Origin of the sequence: Actinocatenispora sera (assembly GCF_018324685.1) — a bacterium.
In the GTDB taxonomy this organism is placed as follows: Bacteria; Actinomycetota; Actinomycetes; order Mycobacteriales; family Micromonosporaceae; genus Actinocatenispora; species Actinocatenispora sera.
Window position 1 is genome coordinate 7,006,868 of the sequence record NZ_AP023354.1, and the last position, 17,595, is coordinate 7,024,462.

Here is a 17,595-nt window from a genome sequence, read left to right on the forward strand (position 1 = left end):
GCCGCCGTTCGGCGCACCGCTCGCACCGCGTTGATCAAGGGCTCACGGGATCGGTGTCGAGGCGGGCGCTCTCCCCGGCACCTGCCCCCTGATCGACCGCGCTGGAGGTAGGTGCGCGGCGGCGGTGCGCGACCAGCAGCGCCGCCGGTACCGCGACCAGCGCGCCGGCGCCGAGCGCGAGCGGCGGGTAGCCGGCGACCCCGAGCACCGCGGTCGAACCGAGCGTCGCGGCACCACCACCGGCCCAGGACCAGCTCTCCACCAGGCCCTGCACCCGCGCCTCCACCGCGCTGGGCAGCCCGCGTACCAGCAGCGAACTGGCCCCGACGAACGCCAGGTTCCAGCCGTACCCGAGCACGAACAGCGCCACCGGCAACCCCGGCCCGGCCGACCCGGCGGTACCGGTCACGAGCACGCCGGCGAGCGCCAGCGTGGCCAGGCCGACCGCGACGACCGTACGGCCGCCGAACCGGTCGGCGAGCCGGCCGGACAGCGGCGCGAGCGCGAACATGCCCAGCGTGTGCGTCGACACCACCAGCCCGACCATCCCCATCGGCTGCCCGTGCTGGTGCATCGACAGCGGGGCCGCGGTCATCACCGCGGTCATCACCACCTGCGCCGTCAGCATCGCGGTCAGCGCGAGCCGGATGTCCGGGCGGGCCAGCAGCGACCGCAGCGGCCACGCCGCCGCGAGCCCGGCCTCCTCCGAGCCGACCGGCGGGCGCCTGGCCACCAGCGCGAACGCGACCGCTGCGGCCGCGAGACAGGCCAGCGCCAGGGCGAAGGCGCCGGTCAGCGGCGGCCACCCGGACCGGCCCGGCCAGCCGGTCGCCGGGCCCAACAGCAGCGGACCGCCGACCGCGCCGACGGTGCCGGCCCACACCACCGCGCCGAGCGCCGTCGCCCGCCGGCCCGCGGCGAACTCCTCCGCCGCCGCGTACCGGGCGAGCTGGGCCGCGGCGTTTCCCACGCCGACCAGCAGCATGCCGGCCAGCAGCACCGGCACCGAGCCGACCCCCGCACCGGCGGTCGCCATCGCCGCGCCCGCGGTACCGGTGAGGGCGCCGGCGCGCAGGCCGCTACGCCGGCCGTGCCGGGCCATCAACCGGCTCAGCAACAGCACGCCGGCGGCGGTGCCGGCGACCCCGGCGGTACTGCCGAGGCCGGCCCAGCCGGTTCCGAGCCGGTCGGCGACGAGCAGCGTCGCGGCGGTACCGGCCACGGTCATCGCGGCGTTGACGCAGGCCGCGCCGAGAAACAGGGCGCCCATCGTGCGCCGGCGCGCCGGCGGGGGTACGGGGTAGGTTGCCATGCGAAGCAGGCTAGGAAAGTCGCGCCGCCAGGTGAATGGCCGACGGGTGGAGTTTCCGGCCCCGCACCTCTCGTACGGAAGGAGGTTGCCGGCGATGACCTTCCGTCCGGACGTCACGCTCGACGACCTCGACTGGCGGATCCTGCACGAGCTGCAGACCGACGGCCGCCAGTCGTACAAGTCGCTCGCCCGGAAGGTGAACCTGTCGCCGCCGGCGGTCGCCGACCGGGTCCGGCGGCTGCAGGACACCGGCATCATCACCGGATACCAGGCCCGGCTGGACCCGGCCCGGGCCGGGCTGCCGCTCACCGCGTTCCTGATGCTGCGGTGCGCGCCGGGCCGGTGTCTGCTGCGCACCGCACGCGCCGCCGACTACCCGGAGATCGTCGAGGTGCACAAGCTCGCCAGCGAGTCGTGCACGCTGCTCAAGGTGCGGGTCGCGTCGATGGCGCACCTGGAGGGGTTCCTGGAACAGCTTGGCGAGCGGCACGGCGAGGCACGGTCGCACATCGTGCTGTCCACCCCGTACGAGCGGCACGAGGTCGAGCCGCCGCCCACCGCGCCGGGGCAGGTCACGGCCGCGGACGGCTGGTGACGCGGTGCGGCGGGGCGGTGGGCCCACCGCACCGCGTGCTCAGTCGGTACTGCCTTCCTCGTCGCCGGCGCGCACGGTGACCACTCCGTCGATCTCGGACAGGCTCGCGGCGAGATCGCCCGGGTCGCGCACGCCGCGCAGCGTCAGCGCGACCTGCACCCGCCCGCCGGTACCCTCCTCGACCTGCTCGGTGGAGATCTCCGCGACGGTGATGCCGCGGTCGGTGCAGGCGGCGAGCGCGTTGCGCAGCACGCCCTGGCCGCCGCGGTAGGTCATCGTCAGGTTCGACGGCGCCCACTTCGAGCGCGGCAGCAGCCGGCCGACCGCCGGATAGCCGTACAGCACGAGGAAGTGGCCGGCGGTCACCACGATCGCGAGCAGCCACAGTCCGGCGCCGCAGGCCATGCCGACGGCAGCCGACATCCAGATCACCGCGGCGGTGGTCAGGCCGCGGACCGCGTCGCGGCGGACGAAGATCAGCCCGCCACCGATGAAGCCGATGCCGGACACGATCTGCGCCGCGATCCGGGACGGGTCGAGCCCGACGTGCGGGCCGATCACGTCGCTGAACCCGTACTTGGAGATGAGCATGATCAGCGCCGCGCCGACGCCGACCAGGGTGTGCGTGCGCAGCCCGGCGGCCTTCTGCGCCAGCTCGCGCTCCAGCCCGATGACCGTACACAGCACCAACGCCAAGGCGAGCTCGCCGATCTGCGTCCAGCCCTGCCCGATGGGCTCACCAAACGCCACTATATTGGTCATACCGGTTGAGGATCCTCCTTCCCCTCGCGGTATCGCGAGACGGGTAAGCGTAGCGGAAGATCCCCGAAGGTCGCGTTAAATGAACCGTAAGATCACAGCGACATCCGTTCATTTCGCATCGGCATAACACTCGACGGTGGCCACGTCGAGCGGAAAGTGCACCGGCGTCGGGCCGAACAGCAGCCGCGTCGCCTCCTGCGCCGACGCGGTCACGGCCGCGGCCACCTCCGCCGCCACCTCGCGCCGGCAGTGCACCACCACCTCGTCGTGCTGGAAGAACACCAGCTCGGTGCCGGCCATCGAGGTCAGCCGCCGGCGCAACTCGGCCAGCAGCAACAACGCCCACTCCGCCGCCGTCGCCTGGATGACGAAGTTGCGGGTGAACCGGCCCCGAGCCCGCGCCGACGACGCCGACACCGGTTCCGCCGCCTCGGCCGGCTCCCCCGGCCCGGCCACCGGTGTCGACGCCGGCGGGCAGGTGCGCCCCAGCAACGACCGCACCAGCCCACCCTGCTCACCGACCCGGGCCGCCGCCTCCACGTACCCCACCGCGTCCGGGAACCGGCGCCGCAGCGTGGCGAGCAGCGCGCCACCGGCGCCCGTGGTCCCGCCGTACATCGCGGCGAGCAGGGCGATCTTCGCCTTGCCCCGGTCGCCGTCGAACGCCGAGGCGGCGAGCGCGCCGTACATGTCGCCGGGGCCGGCCGCGGTCGCCATGCCGCGATCGCCGGACAGCGCCGCCAACACCCGCGGCTCCAGCTGACCGGCGTCGGCCACCACCAGCGTCCAGCCCGGGTCCGCGACCACCGCGCGGCGCACCGCCTTCGGGATCTGCAGCGCGCCGCCGCCGCGCGTCCCCCAGCGGCCCGACACGACCGCACCCGCCACGTACTCCGGCCGGAACCGACCGCCGACCACCCAGTCGGCGAGGAACTGCCAGCCGTTCGCGACGTGCAGCCGGGACAGCTCCTTGTACCGCAGCAGCGGCGCCACCGCCGGATGCTCGACCTCGCGCAGCACGTACGCCCGGGTCGAGGTCACCGTGACCCCCACCTTGCGGAACGCGGCCACCACCTCCGCCGGCGAGTCGGGGTTGAGCCGGAACCCGAACGCCGCGTCGATCTGCGCCGCCAGCCCGGCCAGCATCGGCGGCCGGCCGCCCCCCACCGGGCGGGCACCGAGCGCCTCGGTCAGCAGCCGGTCGTGCACGTCGGCCCGCCACGGCAGACCCACCGCGCCCAGCTCGGCCGCGGCCAGCGCACCCGCCGACTCCACCGCAACCAGCAGGCGGAACCGGGCCGGATCGGGCAGCGCGGCGATGCGGGTCTGCTGGTCGGCATGCACCTCGGCCACCGCGGCCAGCGGCGACGACGCCCCGGGCAGCGGCTCCCGGACCGGCGCGAACAGCGCCGGCTGGGTGGGCCGGCCCGGCTGCGGGGCGCCCGTCGACGGCTCGTCGTCCGGCACCGGCAGGTCGTGCAGCCGGGCCCACGCCGCCGGCAACGCCCGCGGCTCACCCCAGCGCCCGGCATGCCCCAGCAACAGACCCTCCGCCAGCGCCAGATCGTGGCACCGGGCCACCCGGGCACCCGCCCGCAGCAGGCCCGGGTAGCAGCGCGCGGTGTCCGGCCAGACCCACCGGACGTCGGCCGCCTCGCCCGCGGCGACCGCCGTGGCCAGCGACGGCACCGCCGTCGCGGCGCCGAGCGCGCCGGACGGATCGAGGCCGGCGAGCGCACCGCCGCCGGACTCGTCGTCGTACACCGCCCATCGCACTCCCCGATCCTGCACCCACCCACCGACAGGACCCGGGCTGCGGGTACGCGACGGGGCCCGCCGGAGATCCGGCGGGCCCCGTCCTCGTCGTACGGGTTACTTCGCTGCCGCGAGAGTCGCGGTCGCGGTGTGCGTCTTGCCGTTGCGGGTGTAGGTGACCTTCACCTTGTCACCCGGCTGGTGCTGGGCCACCACCGAGACCAGCGCGTCGGAGCTCGCCACCTTGGTGTCGTCGACCTGGGTGATCACGTCACCCTTCTTCAGCCCCGCCTTGTCCGCAGGGCCACCCTTGGTGACCGCGGCGACCAGCGCACCGCTCCCGTTGCCGTTCGAGTCACTGGCGGTCGCCACCGACACGCCGAACAGCGGGTGCTGCACCTTCTCGCCCTTGATCAGCTTGTCCGCGGTCGCCTTCGCGACGTTGATCGGGATCGCGAAGCCGATGCCGATGCTGCCGCCCTGGCCGCCGCCCGAGCTGTCCGACGAGCGGATCGCGCTGTTGATCCCGATCACCTGACCGGACATGTTCAGCAGCGGACCGCCGGAGTTGCCCGGGTTGATCGCCGCGTCGGTCTGGATCGCGTTCGGGATGGTGATCGCGCCGCTGCCCTGCTGCTGTTGCTGCTTCTGCGGGTCCTGGAAGTCGAACGGGTTCTGCCGCTGCGGCTGCTGTTCGGTGGACACCGTGTAGCTGCGGTTGAGCGCCGACACGATGCCCTGGGTGACCGTGCCCTCCAGCCCGAGCGGGCTGCCGATCGCCACCACGCCGTCGCCCGGCGCCAGCTTGTCGCTGTTGCCGATGACCGCCGGCTTCAGGTGCGACTTGCCCTGCGCCTGGACCACGGCCAGGTCGCCGGACGGATCGCGCCCGACGATCTTCGCCGGCGCCGTGGTGCCGTCGTCGAAGGTGACCTGGATCGACCCGTTCCCGTCCGCGGCCGCCTCGACCACGTGGTTGTTCGTCACGATCATGCCGTTGGTCGAGATGATGACGCCGGAACCCTCGTCACCCGAGTCGCCCGCCTGCACCTTCAACGAGACCACGCTCGGCCGGACCTGCTTCACCATGTCGGCGAGCGAGCCGCCCTTGACCGACACCGGGCTCGACACGACCGTCGACTCCATCGGCGTGTTCCCGTCCAGCGCGTGCACGGTGGCACCGCCGACCAGACCGCCGGCGAGCACCAGGATCACCGCGGCGGCACCGGCCGCGACCCACCGACGAGCCCTGCTCGGCGGCTTCGGGCCGTACGGCCCGGGCTGCTGCCAGGCCGGCATGCCGTACCCGGCCGGCGCGTACGCCGGGATCTGCTGGGTGGCACCGAACTGACCGGTGGCGTCGGTCGGCCCACCGACCGGCTGTCCCGGACCAGGTTGGCCGGGCACCGGCTGGCCCGGACCGGGTTGGCCGGGCGCCGGCTGGCCGGGCGCGGGTTGGCCGGCGACCGGCTGGTACGGGCCGGGCGCGGGCTGCTGCCCGTACGATCCCAGGGCCGGCTGCGGCGCCGCGGCCGGCGGCTGGCCGTACGTGTCGGTGGCGTACCCGGACGGCTCGCTGGCGTACCCGGCTGCCTCGGTGCCCTGCCCGGCGAGCTGGTCGGTCCGGTCGGTCGGCGTTCCCGTCGCCCGGTCGGCCGCGGCCGCGGGCTGCGCCCAACCGGCCGGCGTCGCGTCACCGGCCGGGACGGAAGGATCCGCGGCGGCCTGCTGCGGGCTGGCGTACTCCGGCGGGGGCGCGCCCTCGGCCCACTGCCGCTCACCGCCCGACGCGCCAGGGGGTACCGCGTCGGGCGTGCTCGATGCGTTCGCGCTGGCCGCCGGGACCACCTGCGTCACGTCCTCGCCCGGCGGCGTGTCGACCGGCTCCGGCGCCCCGGTGGTCGCGGGCTGCGCGGCGGCGACCTCGTCGGTACCGGCAGCGGCCGGCGGCGGGGTCGGGTCGGGCGCTGCCGGGCCGGCAGCGGCCCGGTCCGCGGCGGACGGTCCGGCCTCGGCCGGGGTGGCCGGCCGATCCGACCCGACGGCGGGCCGCTCGTCGGTGCGGCCGGGGTCGCGGTCCTGATCGCTCATGGCCGGTCTCCGCTTCGCCGCACCCGGCCAGCGCCGCACTGCTGGTTCGCTCGCTGTCGCTCGCTCATGGGGTCAGATTTGCTCGGCACCCTGCGGTCGGCCTGGGGTCTTGCTGAGAATCCCCTGGGAGCGTGAATCCCGTCCGGGGATCATTGTCCGAATCGTTCGGACAGTGACCCCGCAGTTACTCGAATCGATGCGTGCCCGGCGCGGCGGTCACTCGCGCAGCGTGCTCGGGTCCACCGTCGGAGCCGGCAGGCCGAGGGCGGCGACCGCGGCGCGCGCGTCGCCGGTGAGCGGTACGCCCCCTGATCGTAGAACGCGGTGAGGTCGGCGCCGTCGACCCGGCTGGTGTACGGCGCGAGGAATCCGAAGCGGACCTCGGTAAGGGCCGGAGCGAACTGGAACGACGACACAGCGATTACTGCGCCGCGAAGACACAGCGGCCGCGGCACCGTCGCCGGTGCCGCGGTGGCGCCGCGGTCAGGTCAGCGTTCGACCTGCCCGCGCGCGAAGTAGTCCACCAGGTCCGGGTCGAGCGGCGGAACCTCGTACGGCCTTCCGTTGTCCCGCAACGACTTCGTCGCCTGCACGCCTGCCGCCACGCTCATCCGGGCGGCCACCGGCGAGGTGTCCGTCGCGCCGCCCTCGCGAACGAACCGGCAGAACTCCGCGATGATCTTCGGATCGGCGCCGCCGTGCGAACCGCCCGAGTCCGGCACCCGGTACTCGATGTCGGCCTCGGGCCGGTACCCGGATCGCTTGGCGTTCCACACCTTCACCACGTCGCCCGGCCCGTCGCCGAAGTTCTCCAGCCGGCCGGCGTCGCCGATGACCGTGTAGTTGCGCCAGTAGTCCGGCGTGAAGTGGCACTGCTGGTACGCCGCGAGCACGCCGTTGTCCAGCCGCATGTTGACCAGCGACACGTCCTCCACGTCCACCACGTCGTTGAGGTCGCGCTGGGAGCGCGGCGGCCAGTTCGTCGCGGGTGACAGCCAGTCGTCGGGCTTCGGCTCGCCGGGCGCGCGGCGCGGCAGGTCGCCGTACACCTTGAGGTCGCCCAGCGCCTGGACCTGTTGCGCGTAGCCGCCGGCGATCCAGTGCAGCACGTCGATGTCGTGCGCCGCCTTCTGCAGCAGCAGGCCGGTGGTGTTGCGCCGATCCGCGTGCCAGTCCTTGAAGTAGAAGTCGCCGCCGTGCCCGACGAAGTGCCGGACCCACACCGTCTGCGGGGTACCGATGTCGCCGCGCGCGACGATGTCGCGCATCAGCCGCACCACGCCCATGTGCCGCATGTTGTGCCCGACGTAGATCCGGGTGCCGGTCTGCCGCGCGGTACGCAGCATCGTGTCGCACTGCTCGATCGTGATGCCGAGCGGCTTCTCCACGTACACCGGCTTGCCGCCGCGCAGCACGTCCAGCGCGATCGCCTCGTGCGTGTGGTCCGGGGTGTTGACGATGATCGCGTCCACCCCGGGCGCGGTGATCAGGTCGTGGTAGTCGGCGGTCACCAGCTCGGCGCCGAACGTCGCCGCCTCCCCCGCCCGTACCTGCTCGTCCAGGTCGCAGACCGCGACCACCCGCGAGCCGGCCCCGGGCCGGTGCGCCGCCACGGCAAGGCTGCGGCGCAACCCGAACCCGATCACGCCCAGCCGTACGTCGTCGCCCATCGCTCCCCCATCCTCGTTCGCCTCGACCGCATCCTGCCCCGGCCCGGCGACGCCTCCGCGACCGGGCACGCGCCGTCCCACCAGCGCCAGCGGGCGCACCTCCGACGCGTCGTGCAGCAGCTGCGCGTACTCGACCCGGCCGGCGATTCCGGGCAGCCGCAGGTGCCGCATCGGCCAGGCGAACAGGTCTCGGCCCGACCTGCCGCACATCGCGTGACGGCACGCGGCCGAAGGATAGGGTGACGAGATGAATCGCCGAGGCTCCACCGGAAACGGTCGCCGCGGCGACCCGCAGCGGGCCGATCCGACACCCCACATCGTGGCCCGGGCCTCTGTCTGCCCGCCGAACCCCGGCCGGCGGCGCTGAGCCGCGGCGCCATCCCGACCCGCCGCGACGACGACCGGCGCCCCGACCTCCGCCCGACACCGCAGCTGGGAGCACCACCGCATGACCGACACGCCGCCGTACCTCGTGCTGCCACCGCTGGAGCGGTCGCTGTCCACCTGCACCGGCTGGGGTCGGCAGCACTGGGAGACGCTCGCCGACCACCTGCTCGGCTCGGTCACGCCCTACGCGACGGCCGGGGGCGGGCAGTTCCGCCTGCCGGGCCGCAACAGCCGCTCCGGCGTGGTGTCCGACGGGCTGGAGGGCTTCGCCCGGACGTTCCTGCTCGCCGCGTTCCGGATCCGTGGCGCCGGCGGGCAGGGCGTTGCCGGGCTCATCGAACGGTACGCGGCGGGCCTGGTCGCCGGCACCACCCCCGGCCGGGACGACTCCTGGCCGGTGATCGTCGACCGCTCCCAGCAGATGGTGGAGGCGGCGTCGATCGCGCTGGCGCTGCACGAGACCCGGCCGTGGATCTTCGACCGGCTGTCGACCGCCGAGCAGGACAACGTGCGCACCTGGCTCGGTGGCTTCGTCGGCAAACGCACCTGGGACAACAACTGGATCCTGTTCCAGGTCGTCACCGAGCAGTTCCTGGCCACCGTGGACGGTCCGCACGACCCGGCCGAGATCGAGCGCGGCCTGGACACGATCGAGCCGTGGTACCGCGGGAACGGCTGGTACTCCGACGGCGCCGGCGCGAACTTCGACTACTACATCGGCTGGGCCATGCACCTCTACCCGTTGCTGTGGACCAGGATGGTCGACGACGACGGCGGCCGGGGCGCGGCGTACCGGCAGCGGCTGCGCGAGTTCCTGGCCGGCTACCAGCACTTCTTCGGCGCCGACGGCGCGCCGGTGCACCAGGGCCGGTCGCTGACGTACCGCTTCGCCTGCGCGGCGCCGCTGTGGCTCGGCGCGCTGTTCGACGCGACCCCGCTCACACCCGGGCAGACCCGGCGGCTCGCCTCCGACGTGGTACGCCACTTCGTCGAGCGCGGCGCCCCGGACGAACGCGGCCTGCTCACCCTCGGCTGGTACGAACCGTTCCTGCCGACCACCCAGGACTACTCCGGCCCCGGCTCACCGTACTGGGCGAGCAAGGGGTTCCTCGGCCTGCTGCTGCCGGCCGACCATCCGGTGTGGATCGAGCCGGAACGGTCGGTGCCCAACGACCTCGCCGACCAGGTGGTCGCGTTGCCGGAGCCGGGATTCCTGCTCTCCTCGACCGTGCACGACGGCATCGTACGGCTGCTCAACCACGGCAGCGACCACAATGCGGCGCCGCCCGCGCCGGCGCACGACGACCCGCACTACGCCAAGCTCGCGTACAGCACGCACACCGGGCCGGAGGCGGCGCCCGCGGCCTGGCACGCCGACGTGGACAACCATCTCGCGCTGCTCGCGCCGGACGGCACGGCCTCGCGCCGGGCCCGGATCGAACGCGTCGCGCTCGGCGACCGGTTCGCCGCGTCCCGGCACACCGCGACCGTCGGCGACACCGAGTACCGGGTGGAGACCGCGACGGTGGTCCGCGGCTGCTGGGAGGTGCGCGCGCACCTGGTTTCCGGGCCGGCCCGCGCGGCGGTGCGCGAGGGCGGCTACGCGATCGCCGACCGGATCCCACCGTCCACAGTGGTCGGTGACCGGTTCGCCCTGGCACGCAGCGGATCGGCGGTCAGCTCCACGCTGGTCGGGCTGGCGGGGTGGGCCGGCGCCGGGGTGCACGCCGACGTCGACGCCAACGCGTACGGGCCGTGCTCGGCCACGCCGCTGCTGCGCGGCGCGCATTCCGGCGGCGAGACGGTGTTCGTCGGCCTCGCGGTGCTCAGCGGCGACGCCGTGCACCCGGAGGCGCTGGCAACCGGTTTCGCGGTGCTTGTGGCCGGCCGGACCGTGGTGGTGCGTTACCCGGACGGCGAGCTGGTCCGCCTGGTGCTCGGCGACCTGCCGGCCGGCGCGGTGCGCTACCAGCGACACGCCAGCGACGGGCCGGGTGCGTCCCTGCGCGCCTGAGGCGAACCGGTCCGGTCAGCGCGACCGGGGTGGCGCCGCCGGGTCGTCTTCCGTGGACGAGCCGACCCCCGACGTGGCACCGGCACCCGGCTCGTCCGCGGGGTCGCCGGCATCCTCGCGCGCCGCCTCGGCATCGGCCGGCACCGCACCATCGGCGGACGGCTCCGCCGTCGACGGCCCGGCGCCGCGCGGCGGCTCCGCCACCGACCCCCCGGCACCGCCCGGCGACTCCGCGGCCGGCGACTCCTCATCGCCCGACGCGTCCACCGTCGACGGCCCGGCAGCAGCCGGCAGCTCCGCGCCGTCGCCCGGCGACTCCACCGTCGACGACGCGGCGTCGGCCGACGGTGCCGCGGTCGATGATTCGGGGCCCGGCCCCCGGTCGCCGGGTGCCTGCAGCGGGTCCCCGGTCGGCTCGTCGCCCTGCTCGGCCGGCGGCTCGTCGGTGTGGCCGGAACCCAGCGCGATCGGCTCGCCGGCAAGGTCGACGTCGTCGAGCTCGGCCGGCTCCGGCGGGAGGTCGGTGTCGTCCGGGGCGAGCGGCAGGGTGACCCGGAACGTGGCGCCCTCGCCCGGCGCCGTCTCCACGTCCACCCGGCCGTGGTGTGCCGCGACCAGCGAGGCGACGATGGCCAGGCCCAGGCCGGTACCGCCGGCCTCTCGCGACCGTGCCTTGTCGACCCGGTAGAACCGCTCGAACACGCGGTCTCGTTGCTCGGGGGTGAGCCCGGGCCCCTGGTCGGCGACCTCGACGACCGCCGCGCCGTTCGCGGTGCGTACCCGGATCTGCACCGAGGTACCGGCCGGGGTGTGCGCCAGCGCGTTGTCGACCAGGTTGCGCAGCACCTGGCGCAGCCGCGGCTCGTCGCCCAGCACCACCGGCGGACCGTCCGAGCCGGCGCCGACGTGCAGCGACACGTCGCGGTCCGGCGCGATCGCGCGGGCCGACTGCACCGCGTCGGCCGCGATCGCGAGCAGGTCGACCGGCTCGGAGGCGACCGGGCGCTGCTGGTCCAGCCGGGCCAGCATCAGCAGGTCCTCGACCAGCAGCCCCATCCGGGACGCCTCGGCCTCGATCCGGCGCATCAGCCGGTTCGCCTCGGCCGCACGCTCGTCACCGTGCTCGACCGCGCCCGGGGCGGTGTCCAGCCGCTGCCGGTACAGCTCCGCGAAGCCGCGGATCGTGGTCAGCGGGGTGCGCAACTCGTGGCTCGCGTCGGCGACGAAGCGGCGCATCTTCTCCTCGGACCGGTGCGCCGCGGCGGCCGAGGCCCGGGCCGCGTCCGCGGCGCGCCGGGCGGCGTCGGCGGACCGGCGCGCGGCGTGCTCGGACCCGGCCTGCGCGGAGAACGCCGCCTCGATCTGGCCCAGCATCGCGTTCAGCGCCCGCCCGAGCCGGCCCAGCTCGGTCCGCGGGTCGCGTTCGGGCACCCGCAGGCCGAGGTTGCCGGCGGCGATCGCGCCGGCGGTTCGTTCGATGTCCCGCAACGGGTGCAGGCTGTAGGTGACCACCGCCGCGCCCACGATCGCGAGCAGCACCAGCACCGCCGCGCCGACGATCACCTCGATCGTGATCAACCGGCTGATGGTGGCGTTCACCGAGTCCATCGACGCGGAGATGATCAGGTACTGGTTGGAGTCGCCGAGCTTCAGCGGCTGCACCAGCACCCGCCAGCGGTGCGCGCCGTCGTTCGATCCGGTACTGAACGGCTTTCCGGCCGCGGCGTTGAGCGCGGCGGCGGTGTGCGGGTAGACCGGATAGTTCGTCGGGTGCTGTTCCCCGCTGCCCGTCATGCTGTAGCGGGTGCCGTCGTCCTGCCGGGTCTCGAAGGTGTACTGCGCCTTCAGCGTCATCGGCGACTCGGAGCTGGACGGCACCAGGTCCTGCACGTTGAAGATGATCTTCTGCGAGCCGCCGGTGTTCGGCATCGCGTTGATCTTCTGCTCGATCCTGGTGCGCGTCTGGTGGTTGAGCGAGTTGAGCTGGTCGTCGACCCGCGCGGTCAGGTAGCCGCGCAGGAACATCACGCTGGCCGCGCCGATCAGCACCAGCCCGGCGAGCACCAGCACCATCGCGGCGGCCACCATGCGGCTGGCGAGCGGCATCCGGCCGACCGTGGTCCGCAGGAAGCCACGCACCCCGCGACGCCGGTGCGGCGGCGCCATCCTGGTCGGATCGGCGTAACTCACTGGCTTTCCCGCACTTCCCCCGTGGCCGGCACTCGGCCGGTCACCGTGATGTTCGTGATCAGCTCGGCATCCGTAGCACGTACCCGACGCCGCGCAGCGTGTGGATCAGCCGCGGTTCACTGGTGTCGACCTTGCGCCGCAGATAGGACACATAGGACTCGACGATCGAGTCGTCGCCGCGGAAGTCGTAGTTCCAGACGTGGTCGAGGATCTGCGCCTTGGACAGCACCCGGCCGGCGTTGGTCATGAAGTACCGCAGCAGCTTGAACTCGGTCGGCGACAGCTTGATCAGCTTGCCGCCGCGGTAGACCTCGTGCGTCTCCTCGTCCAGCTCGATGTCGGCGAAGGTGAGCCGCGGCGGCGGCTCGAACTCCCCGCCGGTGCGGCGCAGCACCGCCCGGATCCGGGCGATGACCTCCTCCAGGCTGAACGGCTTGGTCACGTAGTCGTCGCCGCCGAGGGTCAGGCCGCGCACCTTGTCCTCGGTGCCGTCCCGGGCGGTCAGGAACACGACCGGGGTGCGGTCGCCGCCGGAGCGCATCCGCCGAGCCACCTCGAACCCGTCCATGTCGGGCAGCATCACGTCGAGCACGACGAGGTCGGGGCGGCGACGCTGGACCGCCGTCGTGGCCTCCTGGCCCCGGGTCGCGGTGCTCACCTCGAAGCCGGCGTAGCGCAGGCTCGCCGACAGCAGTTCCAGAATGTTCGGGTCGTCCTCGACGACGAGCAGGCGCGCCTCGCTCTGCCGCCCGCCCGCACCGGCCCTCGGCTGAGCAAGATCACTCGGTCCCGCGGATGTTCCTGTGGCCATGTGACCCATCATTACCCAGAAGCTCTGGGCCGCCACTGACGAAAGCCTGTGAGTTGACTGGAAATCACCGCGGTATGAGCGTGCCGCCGAGCCGGCGATGTGAGACGGTTGGTGCATGACGAGGAATGCACACCGTCACCAACTGTCCCGTTTGACGTCACGTGGCGTACAGGTACGGTGAAGGCGACCTCGCACCCACGGACGGCAACCTCATGACACAGCTGACGATATCTCCCCGTTTCGCGGGCCGGCCGGACAGCGCCAGTCCCGGCTACGTCGCCGGACAGCTCGCCAAGCTCGCGCACAGCGCCAACGGCACGGTCGTGACCATACACACGCCGCCGCCGCTGTCGCGACCGCTCGACATCGACACCGAGTCGTCCCGCACCGGCGACGTCCACCTGTACGACAGGGAGTTGCTGATCGCGAGCGCCCGGCCGGCCGAGCCGTTCGACGCGCTCGTCCCGCCGGTCGGCTTCGAGGTCGCCGAGCTGGCCTCGGCCGGCTACCCGGGCTTCACCGAGCACCCGTACCCGAAGTGCTTCGTCTGCGGTCACCAGCGAGACAAGGGCGACGGGCTGCGGCTGTTCCCCGGCCGGCTGGACGACGGCACCGGCCGTACCGCCTGCCCCTGGGTCCCGGACGACTCGGCCACCGACGCCGACGGGCAGGTGCCGGAGGAGATCGTCTGGGCCGCGCTGGACTGCCCGGGCGGCTGGACCGTCGAGCACGAACACCGGCCGCAGGTGGTCGGCCGGATCGCGGCCCGGGTCCGGGACGTGCCGAAGCCCGGCGAACACTGCGTGGTGATGGGCCGTAGTCTGGGCTCGGACGGCCACAAGACGTACGTGGCGACGACCATCTACGGTCCGGACGGCGCCATCCTCGGGCAGGCCCTCGCCACCTGGCTCACCCTCCGCGACTGATCCGTCGGTACGATCTGCGCCCGTCACCAGACACGCCCCAGGGCCGCGACGCCACGACGGAGGTTGACGTGCGGGTACGGATGGCCGGCATCGTGCTCGGCCTGACCGCTCTGCTGGCCGGTACGGCCACTGCCTGTGGCGGGCCGGACCTCGCCATCGACGAGACGACCGCGTCCGCGATCGACGTACCGGCCCAGGTCGGCCAGCCGGACGAGGTCGCCTGGAGCGTGCCCGCCACCGTCGAGTCCGGTACCGCGCCGCTCGCCGCCGGTGCCGGCCTCATCTACGGCACCTCGTCGACCGCGAAGGGGCTGCCCGACCAGGTCGTCGCGATCGACGGCCGCACCGGCAAGCAGCGGTGGCACTACGCCCGGCGGGGCGCCCGGTCGAGCCTGGTCCGGCTCGCCGCGAGCCCGGACGGCAAGCGCCTCGCCGCCTGGTTCGAGCGCGACAGCCAGCAACTGCTCGTGGTGTTCGACGCGATGACCGGAACGGTGAAGTGGCACCGGTCGCTCGGTTCGCCGGGCGACGGGTACCGCTCGGTCGACCGGATGTGGGCCACCGACCACACGCTGATCACCCACGCGGACCGGATCGCGCACGGCATGTTCCGCCTCGACGGGTACGACATCGACTCGGGCAAGCACCTGTGGCACTGGCGTCCCGGGCCCGACTCGCACCAGTTCGCGCTGCTCGGCGCGGACGACGCGGCGACCGCCGATTCGATGCTGCTTCCGGTGCAGCGCAACGACTCCGACTCGCTCTCGGTGGAGCTGGTCGACCTCGACGACCGCGCCGGCACGCCGCGCTGGCGGCACGACTTCGTCACCGACGCGCAGCCGATCGGCCCCGGTACCCAGGTGCTGGCCCGGGTCGACGCGTTCCCGCAGGATCCGGACCGCGTCTGGTTCTCCGCCGGTGTGATCGGTGGGCCGCAGTTCGCCGGCGCGGTGTCGGCGGCCGACGGCACCGCGCTGTACAAACTGCCCACCCCGACGTACGGGCTGCCCGACACGCACCTGACCGTGGGCTTCACCCCGGCGGCCGACATGTACGCGGCGCAGGTCGCCAACGACCGGGTGGTGCCGGCGTCCACCCGCGACCCGCGTACCGGAAAGGACACCAGCTGGCCCGACTTCACCGGGCTGAACGCCGCGCTGCTCGCCGACGGCGGCACCGTGCTGGAGGCACACCGCAGCGGCAAGCGGTACGCGGCCGTCGTCTGGTCGCTGCCCGGCCGCAAGCGGCTGGGTTCGGTGTCGATCCCGGGCGAGGTGAACGAGATCATCGCGGTGCCGGGCGCGGTCGTGCTGTACGACTCGGTCGCCCGCCGCCTCACCGGCCTGCGCTGACCCGAGACCCGCGGCCGAAAAAGCCGCCGGCGACCCAACCGATCGTCCGCGTCCCGCCCTTTTGTCAGTGGGGAGTCAAGGGAGGTTGGATGCGGGCCGATCGGGAACGCGAGTACGTGGCGTACGTCGAGGCGAGCATGGTTCGCCTGCGGCGCACGGCCTACCACCTCAGCGGCAACTGGCACGCCGCGGAGGACCTGGTGCAGGAGACGCTGGCCAAGCTGTACCAGCACTGGAACCGGGTACGAGGCGTCGAGTCGATCGACGGCTATGTCCGGAAGATGCTCTACCGCACGTTCTTGGCGCAGACGAGGCGGGCCTGGTACCGCCGGATCTTCCTCACCACCGAACCGCCGGACGGACCGGCGCCGGGCGCGCGCGACCCCGACGACCGGTTGGACCTGACGGCGGCGCTGGCCCGGTTGCCCGCCGGGCAGCGGGCGGTGGTGACGCTGCGGTACCTGGAGCGGCTCGACGTGAACGAGACCGCCCGCGTTCTCGGCCGCTCCCCCGGCACCGTCAAGAGCCAGACCGCGAACGCGCTGGCGAACCTGCGCACGCTGCTCCCCGGCTACCGGGACGAGCCGCGACGCGCGGAAGCGAAGGGATGAGGCATGTCCGATCCACGACTGCAGGAACTGTTCGACGCACCGGACACCACCGATGAACCGCCGATGTCGGCAGGTTTCGCCCAGAGCACGCTCGAACGGGGGCGCCGGCGGACCCGGCGCCGGCGCGCCACCCAGGCGGTCGCGACCGGCGGGGTGGCCGCGGTGGCCGCGCTCGCCGTCGGTGGCGCGGTGGTGCTGGGCGGCGGCGCCGCGCCCGACGGCGCCCGGCCGCCGGCCGCGGCCGGCACCCACTCGGCTTCCACCGGCCAGCCGGCGACGGCCACCGAGTTGCTGAACCGCGCCTCGCTGGCCGCCTACCACCAGAACCGGACGATCCGGCCGGACCAGTTCATCTACCAGAAGACCACGGTCAAGCTGCGGGAGCCGGCGCCCGACGTGGACGGCGCACAGCTGCACGGCGACGTCGAGTCCAACCTGCGCGGCGTCAGGACCGTCCAGCGCAGCGGCACCGACGAGAGCTGGTTGTCGGTGGACGGCAGCAAGCAGGGCTGGGCCACCGGATCACTCAAGGGTGGACCCGGCGTCGCCACGACGCGGATCGAGCACCCGACCCTCGACGAGCCGACCTACCAGTACCTCACCACGCTGCCGACCGACCCGGACGCCCTGATGCGCAAGATCGATGCGGCCGCGCAGCAGCGGGCCGATCAGAAGCCGGGACAGCAGAAGCGGTTGAACGTGATGCGGTTCGAGGTCATCGAGAACGTGCTGAACGTGGGCATCGTGCCACCCGAGCTGGCCCGCCCGCTGTACACCGACCTCGGCCGGCTGTCCGGCGTCGAGCTGGTCCGCGACGCCACCGACGCGGCCGGCCGGAAGGGGGTCGGGGTGGCGATCACCGACCCCGACAGCCAGATCCGCTACACGATCATCTTCGACCGGCACGACTACCGGTTCCTCGGCTTCAAGACCGACGACCCGGCCACCGGAAAGTACCTGACGTGGACGGCGGTCCTGGCCGTCGACGTGGTCGACCACGTGAAGTGACCCGGACCGTCGGCCGGAGCCCCACGCCGGCCGGCCGCCGGCACTGACAGCACGCGGACGGCGGTTGCCCGGGCAGCCGCCGTCCGCGCGTGTGCCGGGCCCCCCGCACGG

The 17,595-nt window shown here is 73.6% G+C and carries 12 protein-coding genes and 1 pseudogene; 6 read left to right on the forward strand and 7 right to left on the reverse strand.

Features of this window, described 5'->3' with window-relative positions; translation table 11 throughout:
* Positions 1-34: 34 nt before the first annotated feature.
* On the reverse strand, positions 35-1,312 hold the full coding sequence (locus Asera_RS32715; protein ID WP_084131015.1) for an MFS transporter: 1,278 nt from the start codon (positions 1,310-1,312) through the stop codon (positions 35-37).
* Positions 1,313-1,406: 94 nt separating this feature from the next.
* Between Asera_RS32715 and Asera_RS32720 the strand changes: the two genes are divergently transcribed.
* The gene (locus tag Asera_RS32720; RefSeq protein ID WP_030445071.1) at positions 1,407-1,907 is read left to right on the forward strand and encodes an Lrp/AsnC family transcriptional regulator; all 501 of its coding nucleotides are present in this window, start codon (positions 1,407-1,409) and stop codon (positions 1,905-1,907) included.
* A gap of 39 nt (positions 1,908-1,946) precedes the next feature.
* Here Asera_RS32720 and Asera_RS32725 read toward each other — a convergent pair whose 3' ends face one another.
* The 4 genes from Asera_RS32725 to Asera_RS32740 form a co-directional block, all read right to left on the reverse strand.
* Positions 1,947-2,657, reverse strand: coding sequence for an MgtC/SapB family protein (locus Asera_RS32725; RefSeq protein WP_244844128.1), 711 nt, complete (start codon positions 2,655-2,657; stop codon positions 1,947-1,949).
* A 120-nt stretch (positions 2,658-2,777) separates the two neighbouring features.
* Positions 2,778-4,445 carry a bifunctional 3'-5' exonuclease/DNA polymerase gene (locus Asera_RS32730; RefSeq protein ID WP_030445069.1) on the reverse strand — a complete coding sequence of 556 codons (1,668 nt, stop codon included), beginning with the start codon at positions 4,443-4,445 and terminating at the stop codon, positions 2,778-2,780.
* A gap of 96 nt (positions 4,446-4,541) precedes the next feature.
* Positions 4,542-6,515, reverse strand: coding sequence for a trypsin-like peptidase domain-containing protein (locus tag Asera_RS32735; protein WP_051801916.1), 1,974 nt, complete (start codon positions 6,513-6,515; stop codon positions 4,542-4,544).
* A 488-nt stretch (positions 6,516-7,003) separates the two neighbouring features.
* On the reverse strand, positions 7,004-8,395 hold the full coding sequence (locus Asera_RS32740; protein WP_211255499.1) for a Gfo/Idh/MocA family protein: 1,392 nt from the start codon (positions 8,393-8,395) through the stop codon (positions 7,004-7,006).
* 238 nt (positions 8,396-8,633) lie between these two features.
* Here Asera_RS32740 and Asera_RS32745 point away from each other — a divergent pair, with 238 nt between their 5' ends.
* Positions 8,634-10,586, forward strand: a complete 1,953-nt coding sequence (locus tag Asera_RS32745; RefSeq protein ID WP_084131014.1) for a DUF2264 domain-containing protein — start codon at positions 8,634-8,636, stop codon at positions 10,584-10,586.
* Positions 10,587-11,117: 531 nt separating this feature from the next.
* Here Asera_RS32745 and Asera_RS32750 read toward each other — a convergent pair.
* Both Asera_RS32750 and Asera_RS32755 read right to left on the reverse strand, forming a co-directional pair.
* A pseudogene (locus Asera_RS32750) lies at positions 11,118-12,752 on the reverse strand (sensor histidine kinase); the annotation flags it as partial.
* Between the two features lie 82 nt (positions 12,753-12,834).
* Complete coding sequence (locus Asera_RS32755) at positions 12,835-13,587, reverse strand: response regulator transcription factor (protein WP_084131013.1); 753 nt, start codon at positions 13,585-13,587, stop codon at positions 12,835-12,837.
* Between the two features lie 212 nt (positions 13,588-13,799).
* On the opposite strand from Asera_RS32755, the gene Asera_RS32760 reads away from it, so the two are divergent.
* From Asera_RS32760 to Asera_RS32775, 4 genes are all read left to right on the forward strand, one after another.
* Positions 13,800-14,513: a hypothetical protein gene (locus Asera_RS32760; RefSeq protein WP_030445063.1), complete on the forward strand. Its 714-nt coding sequence runs from the start codon at positions 13,800-13,802 to the stop codon at positions 14,511-14,513.
* A gap of 68 nt (positions 14,514-14,581) precedes the next feature.
* The gene (locus tag Asera_RS32765; RefSeq protein WP_157034671.1) at positions 14,582-15,865 is read left to right on the forward strand and encodes an outer membrane protein assembly factor BamB family protein; all 1,284 of its coding nucleotides are present in this window, start codon (positions 14,582-14,584) and stop codon (positions 15,863-15,865) included.
* An 89-nt stretch (positions 15,866-15,954) separates the two neighbouring features.
* Positions 15,955-16,476 carry a SigE family RNA polymerase sigma factor gene (locus tag Asera_RS32770; RefSeq protein WP_084131012.1) on the forward strand — a complete coding sequence of 174 codons (522 nt, stop codon included), beginning with the start codon at positions 15,955-15,957 and terminating at the stop codon, positions 16,474-16,476.
* A 3-nt stretch (positions 16,477-16,479) separates the two neighbouring features.
* Positions 16,480-17,484: a CU044_5270 family protein gene (locus tag Asera_RS32775; RefSeq protein ID WP_030445060.1), complete on the forward strand. Its 1,005-nt coding sequence runs from the start codon at positions 16,480-16,482 to the stop codon at positions 17,482-17,484.
* Positions 17,485-17,595: the final 111 nt, after the last annotated feature.

Coding starts and splice junctions, on each gene's coding strand:
- Asera_RS32715 (WP_084131015.1), bottom strand. CDS start 1,312: ATGGCAACCTACCCCGTACCCCCGCCGGCGCGCCGGCGCACGATGGGC.
- Asera_RS32720 (WP_030445071.1), top strand. CDS start 1,407: ATGACCTTCCGTCCGGACGTCACGCTCGACGACCTCGACTGGCGGATC.
- Asera_RS32735 (WP_051801916.1), bottom strand. CDS start 6,515: ATGAGCGATCAGGACCGCGACCCCGGCCGCACCGACGAGCGGCCCGCC.
- Asera_RS32740 (WP_211255499.1), bottom strand. CDS start 8,395: ATGTGCGGCAGGTCGGGCCGAGACCTGTTCGCCTGGCCGATGCGGCAC.
- Asera_RS32745 (WP_084131014.1), top strand. CDS start 8,634: ATGACCGACACGCCGCCGTACCTCGTGCTGCCACCGCTGGAGCGGTCG.
- Asera_RS32755 (WP_084131013.1), bottom strand. CDS start 13,587: ATGGCCACAGGAACATCCGCGGGACCGAGTGATCTTGCTCAGCCGAGG.
- Asera_RS32760 (WP_030445063.1), top strand. CDS start 13,800: ATGACACAGCTGACGATATCTCCCCGTTTCGCGGGCCGGCCGGACAGC.
- Asera_RS32770 (WP_084131012.1), top strand. CDS start 15,955: ATGCGGGCCGATCGGGAACGCGAGTACGTGGCGTACGTCGAGGCGAGC.
- Asera_RS32775 (WP_030445060.1), top strand. CDS start 16,480: ATGTCCGATCCACGACTGCAGGAACTGTTCGACGCACCGGACACCACC.